Origin of the sequence: Rhodococcus sp. 114MFTsu3.1 (genome assembly GCF_000383555.1) — a bacterium.
Lineage (GTDB): Bacteria > Actinomycetota > Actinomycetes > Mycobacteriales > Mycobacteriaceae > Rhodococcoides > Rhodococcoides fascians_E.
The window spans coordinates 321,306-342,008 of record NZ_KB911547.1; the positions used below are offsets into that span (position 1 = coordinate 321,306).

Sequence of the window (20,703 nt, forward strand, 5' to 3'; positions counted from 1 at the left end):
CCTCGACGCGATTCGGTCGTGCCGGGCCCGGTGTACGCATTGGCGTTCGTCAACGTGTGTATCGGGCTCGGGTACGGCGTCGTCGCACCGGTCATCCCCGTGTTCGCACGGGACTTCGGTGTCAGCGACCTCGCTGCATCGTCCGTGGTCAGCATCTACGCGTTCACTCGCGTGCTGGCCTCGTTCGGTGCGAGCCGCATCCTGCTCCGCTTCGACGAGCGGACGGTACTCACGATCGGCCTGCTCCTCGCTGCGGCATCGTCACTGGCTGCGGCCTTCGCACCCACGTTCCTGGCTCTGCTGTTGCTCCGAGCGGTCGGGGGAATCGGGACGGCGATGTTCACCGTATCGGGGCAGCAACTGCTGTTCCGTTACAGCACAGCAGAGAGCGGAGGGCGTACGGCGTCGGTGTTCCAGTCGGGTTTCCTGATCGGCGGGGTACTCGGTCCGGTTATCGGGGGTGCCGTCGCCGTGGTATCACTGCGAGCCCCCTTCCTGACGCACGCGATCACCCTGATCGTCGGAGTTGCAGTGGTGTGGCTGGCGTTCCGATCCAGCGACCGCAAGGACGCGGCAGCCGGCGTCGAGCACGACCTGTCCACGCGACCCGAGCGGATGAGTCTGCTGGACGCACTTCGTCATCCAGGCTTTCGCGCGGCGATCTCGTCCAACTTCGCCAACGGGTGGATAGGCAACGGCGTTCGCTTCACTCTCGTTCCACTGTTCGTCGCAACCGTCATCGGTGGGAGCCCGTTCGTCTCGGGGTTGGTCCTGGTCGTCGGCGCGATCGTACAGATCGTCGTGGTCAAACCCGCCGGGATCCTCGTCGACCGATGGGGGCGTCGCCCGATGCTGGCCGCAGGATCGGCCTTGATCTTGCTCGGCATCGTTCTGCTCGCTGTCTTCCCGACCCTGTTGGTGCTCGTCTCGACCATGATCCTGTGGGGTATCGGCGGAACATTCGCAATGGTGGCGAGTGCTGCAACGGTAGGAGACGTACTGCACGGGCGGGGAGGAACGCCGATCGCCGTGTACCAGGTGACCTTCGACGTCGGAACCATGCTCGGCCCACTCGTCGCCGGTGCAGTGGCCGCGCAGACCTCCTACTCCCTGGCATTCACCGCAAGCGTTCCCGTGGCAATACTGGCCGTTCTGCTTGCGCTCCGGCCATGGCGAACCAACGGAACGGCGACCCCGGATTCCAAGGTGGTCGTCACCGACGAATCCGCGACCTCGGCGTCGTCCATCAGATCTTTACCGACCAAGGAACATCGCGAGCACCGCTCGAGAAATGAGGAGAGATGTCAACACCGTTCACCCTCGGCTGGTTCACCAACTATCTCGTCCCGGACTGGACGGGCCCGTGGGCAGGAACCGGCGGAACGGACTGGGCAGACGGATCTTTCGCTGTCGACATCGTGCGGAAGTTCGAGCGAGCGGGAATCGACTTCGTGATGCTCGAGGACTCGACCGCGCTCACCGACATCTACGGGGGCACGTTCGAATCCGAACTCAAGTGGACACCGAGGGCACCCAAGCATGATCCGATGGCTCTGGCATCGAGACTCGCGTACGAGACCGACGACATCGGCATCGTCGTCACCGCATCGACGAGCTTCTATCCCCCATTTCTGCTGACACGGTTGCTCTCCACCCTCGATCACCTCAGTCACGGCCGAATCGGCTGGAATATCGTCACCTCGACCGGCGACCGAGCGGCTCAGAACTTCGGCCACGACACCCTCCCTGGCCACGACGAACGATACGAGATCGCCGAGGAATTCGTCGACGTGGCCAACGCCCTGTGGGCGTCCTGGGACGGCGACGCCGCGTCGCCGATTCACCCTGGCTTGGAGTCCTACGTCGATCACACCAAAGTTCGCACCATCGACCACGCCGGTAAGCACTTCAAGGTTCGCGGTCCGCTGAACACACTGCCGAGTCCTCAGGGCAAACCCGTCATCTGTCAGGCGGGAGCGTCCCCGTCGGGCATCGATCTGGCTGCCCGTGTCGCCGATCTCGTGGTGTCCGCGCCGAAGGGCCGCGCTGCGATGCGTACGTATCGAGACACGATTCGCTCGCGCGCAGCTGGTTTCGGCCGAAATCCGGACGATGTCAAGGTTCTGTACATGGTGACGCCCATCCTGGGCGAGACCGAGAAGGACGCACGCCGTCGCGCGGAGCGTTACTACGAGCCCACCGACGCCGCGATTGCGCGGCGTCTGATCATGCTGTCCGGCGACATCGACTTCTCTCGGTTCGACGTCGACCAGCCGATTCCGGACGATCTGCACACCGAGGGGAGCACCAGCATCTTGGAGAATCTACGTACCTGGGCGGCAGGACGGACCATCCGCGAGACTGTCGCGGCAGAACGAACAGAGTCGCTCAGGCTCGTCGGGACGCCTGCATCGGTAGCCGACGAAATGGAAAGCGTCATCGAGGAGGTCGGTGGTGACGGGTTCCTGTTCTTCGGCGGTGGTGGCGGTGTGCTGAACCGGCGATACGTCGACGACGTGTGCGACGGATTGATGCCAGAGCTTCGTCGCCGCGGCGTCGCGGGCACCGGGTTCCGAGGCCAGAGCCTCCGTGAGCACCTGGCAGGTGCGCGATGAGCACGCCGCGGATGCACCTCGGTTGGTTCACCAGCTTCCGTCCTCCGGTGTGGACATCGCATTGGACCGGGTCCGACGCCGATTCCTGGGCGGACGGACGCTTCCATGTGGAGATGGCGCGGGCTCTCGAACGCGCGGGCTTCGATTACCTGATGCTCGAGGACTCATCGATGGTGTCCGACATCTACGGTGGGACAACCGAGTTCGACCTCGCCAAGGCTCAGTACGCGCCCAAACACGATCCGGTAGCCCTCGTTCCGATGCTCGCAGCCGCGACCTCCCGGCTCGGGATCGTCGCGACGATGTCGACAAGTTTCTATCCCCCGTATCTGCTCGCGCGCACCGTCTCGACGCTGGATCACATGTCGCACGGACGAGTCGGGTGGAACGTGGTGACCTCCAGCGAGGATCGCGCTGCGCAGAACTTCGGAATGGACGCCCTGCCACCGCACGACGAACGATACGAGCGCGCGGAGGAGTTCGTCGAAGCAGTCGACGCGTTGTGGAAGTCGTGGGAACCGGACGCGGTGGTACTGGACCGCGAGTCGGGTACGTACGCGGACCACACCAAGGTCCACGATGCGAACTACGTCGGAAAGTTTCATCGCACGCGGGGGCCGCTGAACACGCTCCCGATGCCGCAGGGGCGTCCGGTGATATGCCAGGCAGGCGGTTCACCCCGTGGACGCGCGTTCGCGGCACGCAACGCGGACACCATCATCTGTCAGGCTCAAGGCATCGAGGCGATGAAGGCCTACCGCGACGACGTACGAACGATGGCATCCGACGCCGGTCGCGATCCCGACTCGATCAAGATCATGTACATCGTTTCTCCGGTCCTGGGTGAAACCGATGCCGAGGCAGCCGAGCTCGATGCTCGGTCCAGGGAAGCGACCGACGGCCGAGTGCACGCGGCATTGGCGCACCTGTCGGCTGTGACGGGCAACGATCTGTCGACCATGGACATCGACGCTCCCCCGCCGCCGTTGTCCACCAACGGTCACCGCACCACGTTGGCGGATTTTCTCGCCGGATCCGGAGGCAGCAAGTTCAACGAGGACGGCTCCGAGAAGACGCTCCGGCAACTCGCGGCGACGTGGTCGATCACGTCGGTCCCCCTGGTCGGAACTTTGGAGACAGTGGCCGAACGAATGGAAGAGGTGATCGACGCTGTCGGGGGTGACGGTTTCCTGATGACCGGAAGGCTCGGTCGGCGTTACTACACCGAGGTCACCGACGGGCTCGTGCCAGCGCTGCGGCGTCGAGGATTGGTGCGTGACGGCTACGCGCACAGGCACTTCCGAAGCAACCTGCTGGACTTCTGACCCACGTCTCGAAAGCCGCTGTCCTACTGGACAGCAACGGAGCCGGCACCAGTGCCGGCTCCGTTGCTGTCGATCACAGGTGCGGAGACATTCCGTGTTGGTCGGCGGATCCGATTATCGCCACGCGATCGGCACGAAAGTGTGTGAAGCTCAGCTCTGCCGGGCGTCCCTCGGAGTCTCTGGTGATCAGTTCCCGCAACAGCACCGGCGCACCGACCTGCATGTCCAGCAGCTCCGCCGCACGTTCCTGGCATGAGATCGCCTCCACAACCGAACTGCTGCCGCCGTAGACGGTGCCGAAGATCCGATTGTGCGCCACAGCTATCGGCGGGTACTCGGAATGGTTGCTCTCGATACGGGTGATGAATTCTTCGATCTCGAAATCGGTGATGCAGTACCCAACGCGGAGATACAACGGGTTGCCCCCCATCCGCCCCACCTGCTCGAGCAACACCACAGTGTCCACCTCGGTGCCGATGAAGTTCTGCAGTACCGCAGGCGCGGCAATCCTGCGGCATTCGAGTGTATCCACGGTCAGTCGGCCTTCGTCCGGCATTCCAGCCCAGGCACGCGGGCCGACCTCTCCATCGCGGACCGCAACGATGTCGTGAGCGACAGACGTCCCAGCTCGACGGGCACGGAGCACCACACCATCGTCGGCCAGCATCTGCAATGCCTTGCGCACCGCGTTTCGGGTCGCCCCGAGCGTGTCGATCAAATGCTGCTCCGACAGGGTCTCGTCGTGCGGCATCGTTCCGCGACGAATTCCTGAACGAATCAGCTCGTAGACGCGGCGCGGCGACGTGACGAACTTCTCCTGACGTGCAGCTTGGGCACGCAGATACCGTGCGCGCTGCTCGTCCGCCTGGCGACGGCGATGCGCTGCGACGATGCCGAACTCGTTGTCGAAAAAGGGACGGGTCATGCTGTCGAGGCCTTTCGGTGATAAACGTTCGCACGCAGAATCGAACGACAGGGAGACGGGTTGGCCGCGACGATGAGATCAACCGGTTCGACGAGTCTATCGGAATGGGGCCGCAGTGCCGCTGGTCATCCAGCGGCACATGAACGCACGAGTATGTGCGATTTCCCAGGTCAGCACAGCATCAAGCGACCGATTCGGTCCGCGTAATACGTTGTTTACCAACGGGATCGGTCTGGGAAACACCCCTGATGAAGCATTACCGACGTAATCGACCTCTTCGGACGCCTCGGTGGGAGCATGAATGACGACAACAGCGGAACGCTCGATTTCCTCGAACACGGTGCAGGACCGAGTAATCGACGCGGTTGACACGTCCACGTCGAGCAATTCTGTACTCAGCATCAAGAATCTTTCTGTGACATACGGCACGGGGACGTCGGCCGTCGCCGCGGTGAAGGACGTCTCGTTCGACATCGCTCCCGGTGAGCGGGTTGCCCTGGTCGGCGAGTCGGGTTCGGGGAAGTCGACACTGGCCATGACGATCGCCGGGCTGATCGGCGCATCGAGTGGCGCGTCCGTCGTGTCGGACACCCTCGAATTCGAGGGTGTGCCGCAACAGCCGAGTACGAGGCGCAGCGTTCCGAGCCGGACCGACGGTATCGCCATGGTGTTCCAGGATGCGATGACCGCTCTCGATCCTGTGTGGACCATCGGCGGCCAGTTCAGCCACGTTCTCGCCGGGGCAGGTGTCACCGGTCGTCGCGCACGTGCAGATGTCACCGCGCATTGGCTCGACAAGGTCGGTCTGCACGACGTCGGCCGAGTGATGCGCAGTCGTCCCTACGAGCTGTCCGGAGGAATGAGGCAGCGGGTCATGACGGCGCTGGCGCTGTGCGGGTCACCCAGGCTCCTGATCGCCGACGAACCAACCAGCGCGCTCGACGCGTCACTTGCGCGCGGAACGATGGAGTTGTTGCAGGATCTCACGCGCGAGGAGGGAACAGCGCTCCTGGTCGTCAGCCACGACATCAAACTCTGCTTGGAATTCTCCGACACGATGCTCGTGATGTACCGAGGAGAGCTCGTCGAGCAGAAATCGTCGACCACCATCGTCTCGGGCGCTACCCACCCCTACACGAAGGGACTTCTCGGGTGCGTGCCTACGTTGGCAAACCGGTCGGCGTCACGGTTACCCGTACTCGGGGACTTCGTCACGAACTGATCCACGCCCTGACCTCGTGCCGAGAACACAACGCCGACGGACAGCTCATGTGCGGCCGACCTTCATCGCACGTCGAGCGGCCGGGTGCAGGCGGCTGCCGAGCGCCCGATGGAACTCGTCCGCCCTTGCCGGGTCTGCGCGCTTCACTTCCCGCAACGCAGTTCCGAGCGCGGTGTGGACGAACACTTCCGGGTCGTCGATCAGGGCTTCCAGAATGCGCAATGGATCGTCGAGTTCGCCGTTTCGGATCAGCCAGTAACAGGCGACGATCGACGTTCGCCGTTCCCACAGGTTGGCCGAGTCGGCGAGGACGTACAGAGGCGCCTTCGGCCTGTCGAGCAGATACTGTCCGACCACGCGCGGCGCAGCTCGATCCACCAGATCCCATGTATCGATGTGCGCGTGCTCGTCCAGGTACAGCTCGTACAAGTCCGTCCGCTCGGTATCGGCCGCACTGCCTTTCCGTGCACGTGCGTCGAGAATGCTGACCCCGACCATGCGAACCTCGAACCAGTTGGACTGCACGAGTTCTCGGACCGTGCCCAAGTCCAGCCGCCAGTTCGCCTTCGCCAGACCGAAGACCGATCCCATGCGAACCCCGATGATCTGGTTCCGATCGACACGACGGGCAATCAGATCCACCTGGTCCGGACTCGACAGAGCACGAAGCTCCTGTTCGATCCTCTCCACGTCACCCATTACATTCACTCCCTACAGCGTGCAGCCACTTGTTCCGTGCTGGTACCGACCGGCACCGACGGCAGAACTCGTCGGTGAACGAGGAGGATCGTCGTCGCGTGGGATTCTGACTCACAGCCAGCCGGCGTCCTGCGCTATGCGGATGGCGTCGAGTCGGTTGCGAGCGCCCAATTTGGCGACCGAATTGGAGATGTAGTTACGAACGGTTGCGGGTGAGAGATGCAGCTGAGCGCCGATGTCGGCAGTGGTGCCGCCACCCGATGCAGCGCGGAGTACGTCGGACTCGCGCTCGGTGAGAGGGCTCTGCCCTGTGGCGAGGGCCGCAGACACCATGGTCGGGTCGAGTACGCGTTCACCGGCATGAACCCGACGGATGGCTGACGCAAGTTCGTGTGCGGGCGCATCCTTGGGGACGAATCCCCGCACCTGAAGTTCGAGTGCCCGCAGCAAGTGACTCGGTTGGGCCAGGCCGGTCAGTATCAATACGCGGCAGTCGGGAACCACATGACGAAGTTCGCCCGCCGCTGTCAACCCGTCGATTCCGGGAAGTTCGATGTCGAGGACAGCGACGTCCGGCGTCGTTCTGCCTGCAGCCTCGACGATGCCGTCACCACGGTCGAGCTCGGCAACTATCTCGATGTCGTCTTCCAGACCGAGCAACGCAATGAGAGCACCGCGAATCATGTGCTGATCCTCGGCCAGGAGCACTCGAATCATGATGCACTCGAATCGGACTCGACGGGTAGTTCGACGGCCGGGTGCGACTCGGTCGGTGGAATGAGGACCCGCAGCGAGAACTCCCCTGTGTCGAACGACGTCTGGACGGCACCGTGGTGTGCGCCGACCCGTTCGGCGAGGCCCGCCAGACCGGATCCACGACTCCCGGTCAGTCCACCGAGACCTGCGGCCCCATCGTTCGTCATCGTCAACGCGACGCGATGCCCTTCGGTCGCCAGGCGAATCGTCACGACACCGGCGTACGAGTGCCGCAGGACGTTGGTGGCGCCCTCTCGGACAGCCCATCCCAGCAGGGCGTCGGCGTCGGATCCGATTTCGACCGGGAGGTCGGTGTCCACCCGCGTCTCGATGCCGGAGCCTTCGAGGAGCTTGACGGCACCGAAGAGTTCGTCCCTGAGCGTCACAGCGCGGTCTCCTGCAGCTACCCGAGCGAGATCGTCGGTGAGCGACGAGGAGAGCATCGCGATCTCCGCGATCTCCCGCCTGGCTGCGTCGCGGTCTCGGCCCAAGAGGGCCAGTGCGAGATCACCTTTGAGGGAGATGGCCGACAGTGTCTGACCGAGCGAGTCGTGGAGGTCGCGGGACACCCGGTGATTCTCCTGTTCGATCGCACGTGCCGCCAGCGTGGCGCGGTCTCGGCTGAGCACGCCGACGACGGGCACCATCGATGCTGCGGCATAGATTCCGCCTGCACCGACAGCCGTCACCAGAGGGAAGTACGCAAAGAACCAGACCATCTCGATGACCGGCAGTCCGTACACGACCGTCGCCATGAGGATCCACCCCACCACCATCGATGTCCCGAGTACGACGACGGCGACGGTTCGAGCGTGTCCGCGAAGCGAATACGCCGCAGCCGGCAGGACGAGCCACAATCCCAGGCTGGCGTCGCCCGGATCGACGCCGACCGCGAAGATCGAGACCAGTAGAACCGCCACCAGCACGACGAATCGCACTTCAGCCGAACGGGAGTGCCGTTCGGCCGCTGCGTCGAACGCCGCCCACGATCCGAGTACGACAGTCACCGCCGTCGTCGCCAGCCACGGACCTGCAATCGTCGGAGACACGGGCGCGTTCTGAAAGAGGCCGGCAGGCACGCTCAGAAGGAAAATGTTCACCGGTAGCAGGACGAGACCGAGAAGCGTCATTGCCTGCCGCCGCGTGGATGCGACGTCCTCGAGGGGCGACACCGGGATCGGCGCCGCGGCGTGGGGTGAGATCCCGCGCAGAAGCTGCCCGGCTGCCTGGAGTTGCTCGTGGTCGTTCCGGCCGCGGTAGCCTGCCACGACCTCCCGCGTACGCTCGAGCAACTCGCGGGACCGTCGACTGATGTCGGTGATCTCCACGGCAGGAACAGCGGACGGCGTCGCCATGGAGGCGTCGACGCGATGTGCCTGCGTCGCCAGTTCCGTCATCGGTCCGGTGAGCACGTCTCGAAGATGATGTTCGACGCGATCCCGTTGGTCCAGAACCGCAGTTTCCTCCAGTACGTCACGTGTACTGGACAGTTCGTGCAACATCGCGGCGAACGCGATGATCACCAACTGCGCCGTTGCCCTGAACATCAGGGCAATTGCGACGTAGAGCCAGTTTCCCACCTGGGCCGACTCCGGCCCGAGTGACCAGACCTCTGCACCGACCCCCGCGAGAATCGCAGCGCCCGCAGCAATGTACGACCACGGCGGGCGAAGCACCAGAAAGCAGGACACGACCAACGACGCGAGGCTGAAGGCATACACGGTGCCGAGTGCTGCAGTCGCCGCCAGCGCGACCGACGCCATCACGACCAGAGTCCACCGCCCATGGGGTGCGGAAGTACCCCGCAGTGCCGCCACGACGTGCCGAAGGTGCAGCGGTAGCACTATCGCCGTCGCTACTGCCGCGATCCACAGGCTCCGCGGGCCGAGTAGCGCGGCGACGCGAGTGAGTTCCGCGAGCGGCAACGCGGTGGCAACCACGAGCGCACCGACGCGTGCACGCCGCTCCCATTGCTCCGTTGTGATCACCGAACCATTGTCGAGTATCGGCATCACATTGTGGCAGTGACGGTTGTCATCGGTTCGGAAATCGACACGACCGATGACATTCGTCATGCACGAGCGGTGACATCGGAGTCTGCCGAACTCTCCGCCCGTCGAGCAGGCTGATTCCCGTACAACCACCCACTACGACGAAGGACGATTCGATGCCTCAGTACCTGCTCTCCCTTCCACACGACGCAGCCGATGCTCCTACCCTCGAGACGATGGATCCCGCCGAAGCCGAAGCCGCGATGGCGGCCGCCGGGTCGTTCATCGAAGAGCTGATGACGACGGGTGCGTTCGTTTTCGCCGGTGGGCTTCACCCGCCCGCAACGGCAGTAACCGTCGATCACCGAGGGGACCGACGCGATCGCACAGCGGGCCCCTACGTGACAGCGCCCGAGTATCTGGGCGGGTTCTGGGTCATCGAGGCTGCAGACGAGGACATTGCCGTCGACTGGGCAGGCAAGGCGTCCCACGCGCTCGACAGTCGCGTCGAAGTGCGGGCGCTGCAGGAAGAACCGGCCGAACCGGAGGCCGGCGCGGCCTGAGGGCCACCCTTGGCGTAATCAGATATGTCGATCGCCGGCCATGCCGCGGTGCATGACCCGGTTCCCGACGACGCCGGTGTGATCGGCTTTGTGCATGACGCATCGGTTGTCCCAGATGACGACGTCGTCAGGGGACCAGGAATGGCGCAGGACGTTGTCCTCACGGGTCGAGTGGTCGACGAGGCGCCTGATGAGATGCGACGCTTCGTCGGCCGTCGACCCGGACACGGCAGTACAACGCGCGGGAGCGGTGAGGTACAGCGCTGTGCGACCTGTCACCGGGTGCCTCAGAACCAGTGGATGCTCGGCTGATCCTTCGATGCCGTCGAGTCCGGTGACGGTGTGGGTGACGGTCGCGTGTTCGACGAGTTTCTTGTCCTCGGCGGTGAGTGTGTCGTAGGCGCGATACTGGTTGCTGAACAGTGTCTGCCCACCGTCCCTCGGTACTTCGACCGCTCGAAGAGCGGTGTACGCCGGTGGGACGGGGATGTAGGTGGTGTCGACGTGAAAGGTCGATTTCGGCGGGGTTGTCCGCCCGACGTTGGTGATGACATTGAGGTCCGGGTATCCCTCGACGGGCGTCTCGCCTTCGGTGAACATCAAGTCCCCGAGGCTTTCGAGGAAGGCCGCGAATTCGTCGTTCCCGACATGCTGGCCCGGCAGTACGGCGGCGCCGTGCTCGGCGAGCAGGTGCCGTAGAGCATCGACGTCCGAGGGGCCGAGTGGGCCGACCGCAACGTCGGTGACGCGCACTCCCAGAGGGTGCAGAACTTCACTGTTCACGATCGGACCCTTTCTCTGTCGAGTTCGCGCAGCGACAGCTCGAACAGTTCGGTCACCGAGATCCCTGCTTCGCGAGCCATGACCGCAACGACGCTGCCCGGCGAGTAGGAGCAATACAGCCCGGCTTCCAGAAACCAGGGATTGCCGTCGGGATCGATGCGGAAATCGAACAATCCGTAGTGTCGACAACCGAGAGCGCGATAGGCGACACGGGCAGCCGCCCATACCTTTTCCGTGATCGGGTCGTCGACGTCGACGATCCAGGCCTTGCTCGAATCCTTGGCGACCAGGTACAGGTCACCCTCGTCGGTGCGGTTCAGCTTGTCCGCGGAACTTCGAATCGGGTTCGACTCACCGACTGCGTACTCCTCCAGCGCCAGACACATCAATTCACCGTCACGAGAGAGGATTCCACAGCGGACCTCCCGGCCGAGCGGAACGTACGTTTCCACCAGAGCACCGTCCGAGTGACCCAGCGCAGCACGAACGGCATCATCGAGACCTCCGGCATCCCTGACCAACTCGACACCTACCGAGTTGTCGGCGTCCACCGGTTTGACGACCACCGGGAACGGCACCGTGGTGCTTCCGGCCGATCGGAGGACTTCACCGCGCGGTACCGCAACGCCTGCCGCCTCCACGATCGCTCGCGCGACGTCCTTGTCCGCGGTCATGGCCATTGTCTCCGGTCGATTGCCGAGAACCGGGATGGACAGCAAGTCGAACATCGCTCGGTAGCTGGTCATTCCGGGTCGGCAGAACATCTGTGGAACGACGACGTCGATGCCTGCTGTGTTCACCCACTCCATTGTTTGCCCGACGGTCCTCACCTCGGCCTGATTCAGCGCGTCGAGACGATCGACGATCTGCCAGTGACCGCCCGGTGTCACGACGGCGATGTGAACGCGGTAGTCGGGATTACCGTCGATCGCGTTCAGAAATCCCTTAGCGTAGACCGTGGAGAGATCGACGTGGAACTGGTCGACGGGCGAGCCCGCCAGTACGAGCACAGTCGTCGGCATCAGTCTCCTCCCTGCTCGACGAGTTTTCCGATGTTGAAGTCGATTCGAGACCAACTGCGCCCGGACACTGCATTCTTCACCAGCAGGACCGGAATCTGTAGGTGGTGAACGAGCAAGTACGGGAGTGGATCCCACCGCGCGAAGATGGCGTCTGTCCCCTCCACGATGATGCGAAGCCGGTGCCGACGATTCGGCTCGGTCAGCAATCGCCACACCTCGTGGTAGGTCCAGAACGTCGGCTTGGATTCGCGCGTCGGAAGCACTGCCGACTCGACTCGTCCCAGATATCCCTGGGCCAGCAAGTCCTGGTCGTAGAACATCGTGATCGCGGAGTGCGTGCGCGGGTTGCACTCGATCGCGTACACCCGGCCGTCCGCGGCCTGGATGAAATCGAAGGACAGCTGCCCGGTGACACCGAGTTCGCCGACGAAAGTCTCGACCCAGGACCGGATGTCGGGCACGTCGACCATTTCGTAATTCACCTGGAACGCGGATGATGTGCAGCACGCGTACACGGTGAGATTCCCGTCGCGGGCGGTGCCGTGGGTGCAGTACTCCTGTCCCGAGATGAATTCCTGCAGGATCCACGCGTTGCTCTCGGAGATGTCCAGGGTGCGTGCGAATTCGATGTTTCGCTGCGGTGTCGCGCTCGACAGACGCGTCAAATCCATTCTGCCGACGGGGTTGTACGCGATCTGTTTCAGGATGTATTCGCGCCCGGGAGGAAAGTCGAACGAGGCGATGTCGTCGACCGACGTGATGCGCCTCCAATCCGGCACCGACAGACCCATAGACGCGGCTGCCTCCGAGAAGGTGGATTTGTCGTCCAACATGCGCACAGTCTCGGGGTCGGCGTGCACCACCTCGCAGAGATCGCCGAGCAGCGCCGCAGCATCGGCGTCCGGCACGCTGGAGGCAGGGCTCGCGACCGGGACGAAGACGTCGACTTGCTCACGAAGCACCACATCTCGCAGGGCGCGCGCATACCCGGGGTCCGTCGGTTCGGGAACACAGTGGAACGCGTCCACCGCGCGCGAGAACCGGTGGCCGGTGAACCGATACTTCGACGACTCGACGAGGACCACACGATGGCCCGCGCGGTGGAAAGCGCGCGCCAAGCTCAGAGCCTTGGTCATTTTTCCACCGCTCACCATGACCGTGCGTCCCGACGTCGGGGCGGCGACGCGACGCTGATCGAGCAGCGCGAACGCCACGACGATCAGATCGATGGGGAGGGTGACCGTCAGCGCACCGAGTGCACCGACCGTGCGAGCCAAGGCTCTGAACTGCATGGTGGGCTAAGCCTCCACTCGTCGTATCAACGTGACACCGTCGCGTAGCGGAAGGAGAACCTGCTCGACGCGCGAATCCTCGGTCACGAAGGTGTTGAACGCGTCGACGGCGTCGCCGTTGACGGTCCGGTGCGCCGGGTCCGCATAGGGAGTGCCCTGAAGCAGCGTGTTGTCGACTGCGATCACCGCCCCCGGTGCCAGTAGATCGGTGTCCAGAAGACGACGGTAGTACTCGAGGTATCCGGTCTTGTCCGCGTCGATGAACACCAGGTCGAACTGAGCCGACTCTGCTGCAAGTCTGCCGAGGGTGTCCAGTGCCGGCCCTACCTCGACCGATATCCGGTGACCGACCGGCGACGACGAAAAGCACTCACGTGCGAAGTCCGCAACGAACCGGTCGACCTCGCACGCGACCACCGTGCCGCCGTCGGGCAACGCCTCCGCCATGGCCAGCGCGGAGTATCCGGTGAACATACCGATCTCCAGGACCCGTCGAGCGCCGGTCGTGTGCACCAGGAACTTGAGCACCTGACCTTCGACGTGCCCGGACAGCATCTCCTGCTCCAACGGACCGGATCCGGACACCACTGTCCGGGAATCCCAGTCCATTCCCTGCGTACGCCGGGAAAGGTCCTGGAGAGCGGGCGATTCGGGAGTGGTGTGCGTGTCGAGGTACGGATCGAGACCGTCTGCCAGGTCCCGGGCGCGACGCAACCGCTGTGCGAAGTCCTCGCCGGTCTCTCCGCTGTCGTAGGCCTCGACGAGTTCGCGCAGCTCCCTGCCCAGGATCGTCGTCGGTGTCACCGGTCGAGAGGTACGCAGAACCCCATCAGTCATCGGAACCACCGGTGAACATGGCGATTCCCTCTCCCCCACGGTCGAAATCGAGGCAGACCTTCTTGTGCAAGGCCAAGGCGTCCGCCAGCTCGTCGGTGGTCAGGTCGTTGAGGAATCGACACGAACCGATGGGATCGGGAACCGCGGCGCGCAGGATGCCGTCCCTGGTCTTCAGGATCGACGCGGTGGCCGCGGTCAGCAGCTCGGGCGTCAGATGATCGCTGTCCAACGCCAGACCAAGCCGGTTCATGACGCCCAGGATGCGATCTCTGTCGGCCGTCGAGATCAGACCTCGTTGCTCGGCGACGGTGGTGGACAACGCCATGTCGATGTTGATCGCGTGCCCGTGGAAGAAGGGCTGGGGAGGCGTCAGTTCGAGCGTCGGGCTCCAGGTGTGGCCGAAGGCGATGACACGGTCCAGTTCGATCTCGTGCAGGTTGGGCGCCTCGAGCTCGAGCATCGTCTCGATCGCCTGGTAGGTCAGGCGATGTGCGATGTCGCGCATCTCCGGCGTACCGCCCGAGTGCCCGAACTTCGTTGCCAACAATTCGGGTCCGTGCTCGTCGAGCATGTCGAAGATGGTCTGGTTGCCGACCACCGAGATCTTGATCAATTCCGCCATGCCGTTGCGGATCTGGTCCTCGGGCAAGGTCGCGAGGAACGAAAAGTCCAGCAAAACCTTCTGCGACGCATGGTAAGCGCCGAGGCGATTCTTGTGCTTGTTGTAGTTGACGGCGACCTTGATGGACACGCTCGCGTCGATCAGGCCGATCAGCGTGGTGGGTATGCGGATGTACGGGGTGTTGCGTCGATAACTGGCGCACGCGAACCCGGCAACGTCGGTGGTGAGGCCACCTCCGACCACGAGCACGGGTTCGGTGCGGACCAGTCCGAACGCATCGAATTCGCCCACGATGCGCTCGAAGGTCTCGAGCGACTTGGCGGTCTCGGCAATGGTGACCGGTACGACGGTCAGCGCGATGCCGTGGTGATCGAAATACGCCTGGGCGCGGTCGCCGTACAGCGAACGAACAGCCTCGTCCACAACCATCAGGCACCGACCGTACGGCTGATAGCTCTCGGCCAGTTCGGTATTGGCGACATCGAAGACGCCGTCGACGTACACCAGATCGTATTCGATCCGCTCGTACCCTTCGACGTGAAACGCCCGGTCGGATGCCGTCACGCTAGCTTGCATGTTGCTCATCGGGATGTCCTTTCGTTCTCGCGTCGAACGTTCACGCGCCGCCCTTGGCCCACTGAGCGAGCTGGTCGGGTTCGAGCCGATCGACAGTCTTCAACGCTGCCGAGAAGTCTCCGCCGACGGTGTTCGCATTCGGGAAAGCGACGCATCGGATGGACGCCGCCGTCGCCGACTCGACTCCACCGACGTTGTCCTCTATGGCAATACAATCGTCTGCCTTCTCGCCGAGGCCGTCGATGGCGAACCGGTACACCTCGGGGTCGGGCTTGACCTCGGACACGGAGGTTTTGTCCACGACGATGTCGAAGGACTCGGTGCCGAGTTTCTCGAATGCATTCAGCAGCGCACTGACATTTTCCGTGGATGTGGTCGTGACGAGGCCGAGCTTGTACCCGTGCTCTCGCGCGCCGGCTACGGTGTCGAGGACGCCTGGGCGGGGCTCGATACCTTCGGTTGCCAGAAGACGTTGAAAGATATCGGATTTGGTTGCGTGGACGGCGTCGGAATCGACTTGCTCCCCACGAGACGAGGCGAACTGGGCGATCCGTCCGGCGCCGCCGTTACTCGTCAGCATCGCCGAGTAGTCCTCGCGCGACCAGTTCCAATCCAGGTCGTGCGACGCGAACGCCTCGTTGAATGCTCGGCGCTGAAGTTCCGACGTGTCGGCCAGCGTGCTGATGGACCCGAAAAGAACTGCAGTCATGTAGGACTCCTAGCGAGATGTCATGTGCCGTAGTCGGTCTCGTTTCCCGTATTCGCACGGGGCGTTCGGATGAAGCCGGCATCGGACTTGTATCGATCGCCGACCAACTTCGTTCTTCCCCACCAACTGTGTCGACGCGGCATGTCGGACTCGTCTCTACGTATGTAACAGATGTATAACGAAAAATAACGGAACGATAACGCCCATTGAAGCTGGGCATACGAAAGTCCGCGGCGGGTTGCCGCGATGATGTGGTCGCGCAGTACGCGGCCAGGTTCAGGATGAATGAGTTTCGGCGTGGCGAGCCGAGATATCAGCCGGCTTCGACAGCAGCGAGCGCGTCCTCGCGCGTCGAGTGAATGGCCATCACGGACCCCAGCCCGAGCAGTTCGAGAGGGCGACGAGTGGCGGTGCCGTCGGCGACCACGGTAATGGTGGTGAGCTCGCCCATTCGGTCGTGCGCTGCCGCCAGGACGGTCATCGCGCTCGATCCGAGAAATCCCACGCCGGTGAGATCGACGATCAGTGCTGCCGGTGTGGGCGTCAGCGCGGAGTCGATCTCCGACGCGAAGGACGGTGCGGTACCCAGGTCGATGTCGCCGGTGACGGCGACGACGACGGCGTTGCCGACGACCTCGCGTCCGATGTCGAAGCGAGCTGTGCTGTCTCGAGCGGGCACGTGTACTCCCTTGTGGCGATGAAGCGTGTCGGGTCTGAGGATGCGGGCACCGGGCTAGACCACGCGCGAACAAGCCTACAAGGAGGTGCCGACATCTACGTCCGAGTGGCGGCGATCGCCGCGAACGCTGCGGGGCGGTCGGCGACTGTCGTGATCACCCGATCCAGGCCACTGAGCAGGATGGGTCGCTGCACAACCGCATGTGGGGCTACCAATACGCCCATGGCGCCGGACGGTAACGAATCGACGGTACGAACCAGCACGCTGACTCCGCTCGAGGACAGAAAATGCACGCCGGTGAGATCGATCACGAGTCCGTGCACCGCCTGCGCAGCGACCGAATAGGCGCGGTCCGCTAACATCGGCGCACCGACAAGATCCAGCTCGCCCGTGACGGCGAGCACCGTGACACCGTCCTGCTCGGACGATTCGACGGCCAATGCCTCGCCCGCAGGCTCGTTCACCATGACTCGACGCTACGCGTAGCGAGTTTCTGCACACGCTCTTCGGATTGCACGCACGCTCGATGCGTCGAATGCCGACTTTCGGGTAACCGGGCGTCATGGCTTCTTTACGAACATCTCCGTCCGGCCCCGTGTGATTGTCGAACCACCCGAGCCGACCTCGGCTCGGTGGACCCACAGTGACCCCGCGACCGCCGACCTCGCCGCCCAGCTGCGGCGTAATCTCCATGAATGGCTCGACGCGCGACATCTCTCCGATATCGCCCCTGACGTGGTGCTCGCGTCGTACGAGGTGATGGCCAACAGCGTCGAACATGCTTACCGCGACTTGTCGTCACCTGGCCCGCTCACACTCACCGCCGTGCACGAGGCCTCCGCGCTCACGGTGACGGTGTCCGATACCGGTTCCTGGAAGCCCGCCGAGCCGACCCCGCATCGCGGGCGCGGGCTGGAACTCGCCGACGCGATCACCGATCACGTTGCCGTCGATCACGGATCCGGCACTTCGACCACTCTGACCTGGAACCTCGACCGCTCCCAGCGATGACGCCTTGCCAGTCGGCTGCTGTCACACACGCCGATCTGATAGAACAAATGTGTGAACGCGTATCGAATTCGTGCGCTCGGCACCAGCGGGCCCAGCCAGTGCTGTCAGTACAGAAGTGACTTTCTGTGATGCCCGCAGACACGCTGCGCTTTCTGGATACCGCCCCGGCAGGCTACCTGGCGATACGGGCGAGCAGCCAGTGCGTCGTATACGCCAATGCGACGGTGTGCCGGACGATCGGCCGAGCACCGTCCGACGTCGTCGGGCGCCGCGTTCACGATCTTTTCGCGGACTCCAGTGCAGATACCGTGACGGCCCTGCTCACCGCGAGCCCTGACGCCGACACCGAGACTCCCATCGGCGCCACCGCGGACTTGGTCACGGGTCCGGATTCGGTCCTGTCGATGTTGGTCATGGCCAATCGAGACATCCAGGATGACGACAGCACCATCAGATTCACTCTGCACAGTGCGACCTCGCACCGAATTCGAGAACAGACCCTCATCGAGGCCCGCGACGGGGCGCTCACCGCACAGGCCACCACCGCCGACGCGTTGACACGGTCGCAGGACGCGCTCGAAGCTGCTGAGGACGCGCGCAAGGTCGCCGAGGCCGAACGCACGCAGATACAGATTCTCGCGACGACCCTGCAGCGCACCCTTCTTCCTCCGGTGTTGAGTTCCCCGCCAGGAACCGACGTCGCGGCCTACTATCACCACGCGGTCATCGAGGAAGTCGGCGGCGACTTCTACGACGTCTTTCCCCTCGACGAGTCCACGTGGGGATTCTTCCTCGGAGACGTGAGCGGCAAAGGCCCAGGAGCGGCAGCGGTGACGTCGTTGACTCGCTACACGCTCCGGGCGGCGGCTGTGTTCGACCGCGACCCGATCACTGTTCTTCAAAATCTCAACACCGTTCTGTACCACGAGTTTCGCGGGGACGACCCACGCTTCTGCACAGTGCTTTTCGGCACCATCACCCCAGCAGTCGACGAAAAGACGACAACCATCCGGCTCGCGAGCGGCGGTCACCCCCCGGCATTGCACCTGCGGGCCGACGGCAGTGCCGAGTACATCGACACCATCGGTGGCCAACTCGTCGGAGCACTTCGAACCGCACAATTCAGGGCCGCCGACGTAATCCTGGAAGCTGGAGACGTGCTTCTGCTCTACACCGACGGTCTCACCGAGGCGCACGTCGGACCGGGGAAGGCGCGCTACGACGACGCCGGAGCACTCGAAACGTTCGCGAACGACGCGGCCCCGACAACCGCGGCGAGAATCGTCGACGATTTGATCGGCCTGTTGAACAGCTTCGGGTCCGGGCTTCAGGACGACGTTGCGGTCCTCGCTCTCGGCGCGCCCTGAGAACGGCGGATCAGCTCACCGCGCCGGGTCCTCGTCCAGGATTGCGGCAACGCGGATTTCCACACGCATTCCGTAGGCTCCCAAGGCCTGCACACCGATTTCGGTCCAGATCGGTGCACGGTCGCCCATACGTCGACGCATCTGCTCCACCATCACCCGTCCGTGGGTCTCGCCGATGTATCCCGCAACCTCGGGCACGTGGAAAGAGTCGACCGACACGACGTCGCGCCACGTGGCACCTGCCTGCTGCAATGTGCGTTCGACGTTGTCGAATGCCGCGACGATCTCTTCCTCGAGATCGGAAGGGAAGTTGAACTCGTCGTCCCACCCGCCCTGCCCGGAGATCTCGACGCGGTTGCCGATACGAACGGCCTGGTTGTAGTGCATGTTCGTCAGCTGAGTGTCTCCGTAACCCGGGGTGGCGAAGAACTGAGGTGTAGTCACGATTCGACCTTTCGCGTGTGTATTGACTTCAATCTTGAAGTCAATTTCCACAGTGCATCACTTCATGCTTGAAGTCAAATGGCCGACGGGGCCCGATCGGTATGGTGAGCGGATGGCGCAGATGGAGATTTCGGGTGAGAGCGACGGCAAGCAGTCGCTGTGGCTCACCGCGTCGGAAAAGGAAGCATGGACCGGCCTTGTCTCGCTCGTCCTGCTGATGCCCGGACGGCTCGAGGCACCACTCCAGCAGGAGGCGGGCTTGACTCTCTTCGATTACCTGACCCTCAGCCACATCTCCGAGGCGCAGGATCGGCGAATTCGAATGAGCGAACTCGCGTATCTGGCAAACGGATCGTTGTCACGCTTGTCCAACGTGGTCAAGCGATTCGAGCACAAAGGGTGGGTCGAACGCTCACCCGACCCCGAAGACGGTCGTTACACCACGGCCGCACTGACCCAGAAAGGCTACGACGTCGTCGTCGCCGCAGCCCCGACACACGTCGCTGCCGTTCGACAGTTCGTGCTGGACCCACTGACAGACGAGGATCAGCAAGCCCTGGCACGCATTTCGGAAAAACTGAAAATCAGGCCCGAGGACTTGGCCTGACGAGCCACCCTTCCAAGATCGGTGAATTCGGAAGGTGTCAACAATCGACGCGGTCGTAACACAACGAAATCGCCCCCGTGTCGCCGACGGCGTGGTCGGTCAGCCGCCACCGACTGCGCGACACGTCGCCGAGGTCGAGGAATCGCCGCCCTCCTCCCACCAGCTCGGGCATCAACGACACGACGAGTCGGTCCAGTTCACCTGCGTCGAGCAGCTCGTGAATGATGCTGATGCTCGCCAAGATCAGTATGTCACCGCTAGGTTCGGAGCGTAGCTCTCGTACGACGTCGACCGGGCTGCATTCTCGCCGTTCGGTGTTGGTCCAATCCGCATTCGCGTCCGTGTGCGAGAACAAGATCTTCCGAACACCGTTGAGCCACGTGGAAAATGCTCGGTCCCGGTCGTCGGCGTCCGGGTCTTCGGCAACGGCTGGCCACACCGACCTGAAACCGTCGTAATTGGTGCGCCCGACAAGAACTGCGTCGGCCCCGGAAACGGTATCGACCAAAGATTCCCGAATGGCGTCGCTGAACGCGTGGGGTATTACCCACTCCATATCGTCGTTACCCCCGGGGCCGGTGATTCGTCCATCCAGAGTCAGGGAGACGTTGGCTATCGTGCGTCGCATTGCGTTCATACTGTTCCTCCGTCCACGGTG

22 protein-coding genes are annotated in these 20,703 nt (G+C 63.5%); 8 read left to right on the forward strand and 14 right to left on the reverse strand.

The genetic code is table 11. The features are described from left to right. Positions 1-18: 18 nt before the first annotated feature. From H292_RS28550 to H292_RS0109790, 3 genes are read left to right on the forward strand one after another with little or no spacing between them, the layout of a single operon-like run. A complete protein-coding gene (locus H292_RS28550) occupies positions 19-1,455 on the forward strand; it encodes an MFS transporter (RefSeq protein ID WP_442978559.1) in 1,437 nt (478 codons plus the stop codon). Then, positions 1,419-2,615 carry an NtaA/DmoA family FMN-dependent monooxygenase gene (locus H292_RS0109785; RefSeq protein WP_020111273.1) on the forward strand — a complete coding sequence of 399 codons (1,197 nt, stop codon included), beginning with the start codon at positions 1,419-1,421 and terminating at the stop codon, positions 2,613-2,615. The genes H292_RS28550 and H292_RS0109785 overlap by 37 nt, the downstream gene beginning before the upstream one ends. Then, positions 2,612-3,940, forward strand: coding sequence for an NtaA/DmoA family FMN-dependent monooxygenase (locus H292_RS0109790; RefSeq protein ID WP_020111274.1), 1,329 nt, complete (start codon positions 2,612-2,614; stop codon positions 3,938-3,940). The genes H292_RS0109785 and H292_RS0109790 overlap by 4 nt, the downstream gene beginning before the upstream one ends. 73 nt (positions 3,941-4,013) lie before the next feature. Here the strand turns inward: H292_RS0109790 and H292_RS26970 are convergent, their stop codons facing one another. Beyond that, on the reverse strand, positions 4,014-4,865 hold the full coding sequence (locus H292_RS26970) for a GntR family transcriptional regulator (protein WP_020111275.1): 852 nt from the start codon (positions 4,863-4,865) through the stop codon (positions 4,014-4,016). A 301-nt stretch (positions 4,866-5,166) separates the two neighbouring features. Between H292_RS26970 and H292_RS0109800 the strand changes: the two genes are divergently transcribed. Next, positions 5,167-6,087 carry an ABC transporter ATP-binding protein gene (locus H292_RS0109800; RefSeq protein WP_020111276.1) on the forward strand — a complete coding sequence of 307 codons (921 nt, stop codon included), beginning with the start codon at positions 5,167-5,169 and terminating at the stop codon, positions 6,085-6,087. Positions 6,088-6,132: 45 nt separating this feature from the next. Here H292_RS0109800 and H292_RS0109805 read toward each other — a convergent pair whose 3' ends face one another. The 3 genes from H292_RS0109805 to H292_RS0109815 all read right to left on the reverse strand — a co-directional run bounded on the left by H292_RS0109805 (position 6,133) and on the right by H292_RS0109815 (position 9,530). Beyond that, on the reverse strand, positions 6,133-6,786 hold the full coding sequence (locus H292_RS0109805; RefSeq protein ID WP_020111277.1) for a DNA alkylation repair protein: 654 nt from the start codon (positions 6,784-6,786) through the stop codon (positions 6,133-6,135). Between the two features lie 111 nt (positions 6,787-6,897). Continuing rightward, positions 6,898-7,503, reverse strand: coding sequence for a response regulator transcription factor (locus tag H292_RS0109810; protein WP_019663391.1), 606 nt, complete (start codon positions 7,501-7,503; stop codon positions 6,898-6,900). After that, positions 7,500-9,530, reverse strand: coding sequence for a sensor histidine kinase (locus H292_RS0109815; RefSeq protein WP_231383803.1), 2,031 nt, complete (start codon positions 9,528-9,530; stop codon positions 7,500-7,502). Before H292_RS0109815 ends, H292_RS0109810 begins: the two co-directional genes overlap by 4 nt. 179 nt (positions 9,531-9,709) lie before the next feature. Here H292_RS0109815 and H292_RS0109820 point away from each other — a divergent pair, with 179 nt between their 5' ends. Then, a complete protein-coding gene (locus H292_RS0109820) occupies positions 9,710-10,096 on the forward strand; it encodes a YciI family protein (protein WP_019663389.1) in 387 nt (128 codons plus the stop codon). 18 nt (positions 10,097-10,114) lie between these two features. On the opposite strand, the gene H292_RS0109825 is transcribed toward H292_RS0109820, so the two are convergent. From H292_RS0109825 to H292_RS0109865, 8 genes are all read right to left on the reverse strand, one after another. Continuing rightward, entirely contained in the window at positions 10,115-10,879 is a 765-nt protein-coding gene (locus H292_RS0109825; RefSeq protein WP_020111278.1) for a TauD/TfdA dioxygenase family protein, read from the reverse strand. Next, complete coding sequence (locus tag H292_RS0109830) at positions 10,876-11,901, reverse strand: D-alanine--D-alanine ligase family protein (protein WP_020111279.1); 1,026 nt, start codon at positions 11,899-11,901, stop codon at positions 10,876-10,878. Before H292_RS0109830 ends, H292_RS0109825 begins: the two co-directional genes overlap by 4 nt. After that, a complete protein-coding gene (locus tag H292_RS0109835) occupies positions 11,901-13,193 on the reverse strand; it encodes a hypothetical protein (RefSeq protein ID WP_020111280.1) in 1,293 nt (430 codons plus the stop codon). The genes H292_RS0109830 and H292_RS0109835 overlap by 1 nt, the downstream gene beginning before the upstream one ends. Positions 13,194-13,199: 6 nt before the next feature. Beyond that, positions 13,200-14,030, reverse strand: coding sequence for an O-methyltransferase (locus H292_RS0109840; protein ID WP_026347484.1), 831 nt, complete (start codon positions 14,028-14,030; stop codon positions 13,200-13,202). Continuing rightward, complete coding sequence (locus tag H292_RS0109845; protein WP_020111281.1) at positions 14,023-15,237, reverse strand: sedoheptulose 7-phosphate cyclase; 1,215 nt, start codon at positions 15,235-15,237, stop codon at positions 14,023-14,025. The genes H292_RS0109840 and H292_RS0109845 overlap by 8 nt, the downstream gene beginning before the upstream one ends. A 31-nt stretch (positions 15,238-15,268) precedes the next feature. Beyond that, positions 15,269-15,937 carry an HAD family hydrolase gene (locus tag H292_RS0109850; RefSeq protein ID WP_019663383.1) on the reverse strand — a complete coding sequence of 223 codons (669 nt, stop codon included), beginning with the start codon at positions 15,935-15,937 and terminating at the stop codon, positions 15,269-15,271. Positions 15,938-16,250: 313 nt separating this feature from the next. Further along, positions 16,251-16,616 (reverse strand): STAS domain-containing protein, encoded by a 366-nt coding sequence (locus tag H292_RS0109860; protein WP_019663382.1) that lies wholly within the window; start codon positions 16,614-16,616, stop codon positions 16,251-16,253. A 95-nt stretch (positions 16,617-16,711) separates the two neighbouring features. Then, positions 16,712-17,083 carry an STAS domain-containing protein gene (locus tag H292_RS0109865; RefSeq protein WP_019663381.1) on the reverse strand — a complete coding sequence of 124 codons (372 nt, stop codon included), beginning with the start codon at positions 17,081-17,083 and terminating at the stop codon, positions 16,712-16,714. Between the two features lie 130 nt (positions 17,084-17,213). On the opposite strand from H292_RS0109865, the gene H292_RS0109870 reads away from it, so the two are divergent. Both H292_RS0109870 and H292_RS0109875 read left to right on the forward strand, forming a co-directional pair. After that, a complete protein-coding gene (locus H292_RS0109870; RefSeq protein WP_020111282.1) occupies positions 17,214-17,627 on the forward strand; it encodes an ATP-binding protein in 414 nt (137 codons plus the stop codon). 128 nt (positions 17,628-17,755) lie between these two features. Further along, on the forward strand, positions 17,756-18,994 hold the full coding sequence (locus H292_RS0109875; RefSeq protein WP_143545033.1) for a PP2C family protein-serine/threonine phosphatase: 1,239 nt from the start codon (positions 17,756-17,758) through the stop codon (positions 18,992-18,994). Between the two features lie 15 nt (positions 18,995-19,009). Here the strand turns inward: H292_RS0109875 and H292_RS0109880 are convergent, their stop codons facing one another. Beyond that, positions 19,010-19,438: a Rid family hydrolase gene (locus H292_RS0109880; RefSeq protein ID WP_020111284.1), complete on the reverse strand. Its 429-nt coding sequence runs from the start codon at positions 19,436-19,438 to the stop codon at positions 19,010-19,012. A 112-nt stretch (positions 19,439-19,550) separates the two neighbouring features. Between H292_RS0109880 and H292_RS0109885 the strand changes: the two genes are divergently transcribed. Next, positions 19,551-20,045 carry a MarR family winged helix-turn-helix transcriptional regulator gene (locus tag H292_RS0109885; protein ID WP_020111285.1) on the forward strand — a complete coding sequence of 165 codons (495 nt, stop codon included), beginning with the start codon at positions 19,551-19,553 and terminating at the stop codon, positions 20,043-20,045. Positions 20,046-20,082: 37 nt separating this feature from the next. Here the strand turns inward: H292_RS0109885 and H292_RS0109890 are convergent, their stop codons facing one another. Further along, the gene (locus H292_RS0109890; RefSeq protein WP_027498718.1) at positions 20,083-20,682 is read right to left on the reverse strand and encodes a dihydrofolate reductase family protein; all 600 of its coding nucleotides are present in this window, start codon (positions 20,680-20,682) and stop codon (positions 20,083-20,085) included. Positions 20,683-20,703 lie beyond the last annotated feature (21 nt).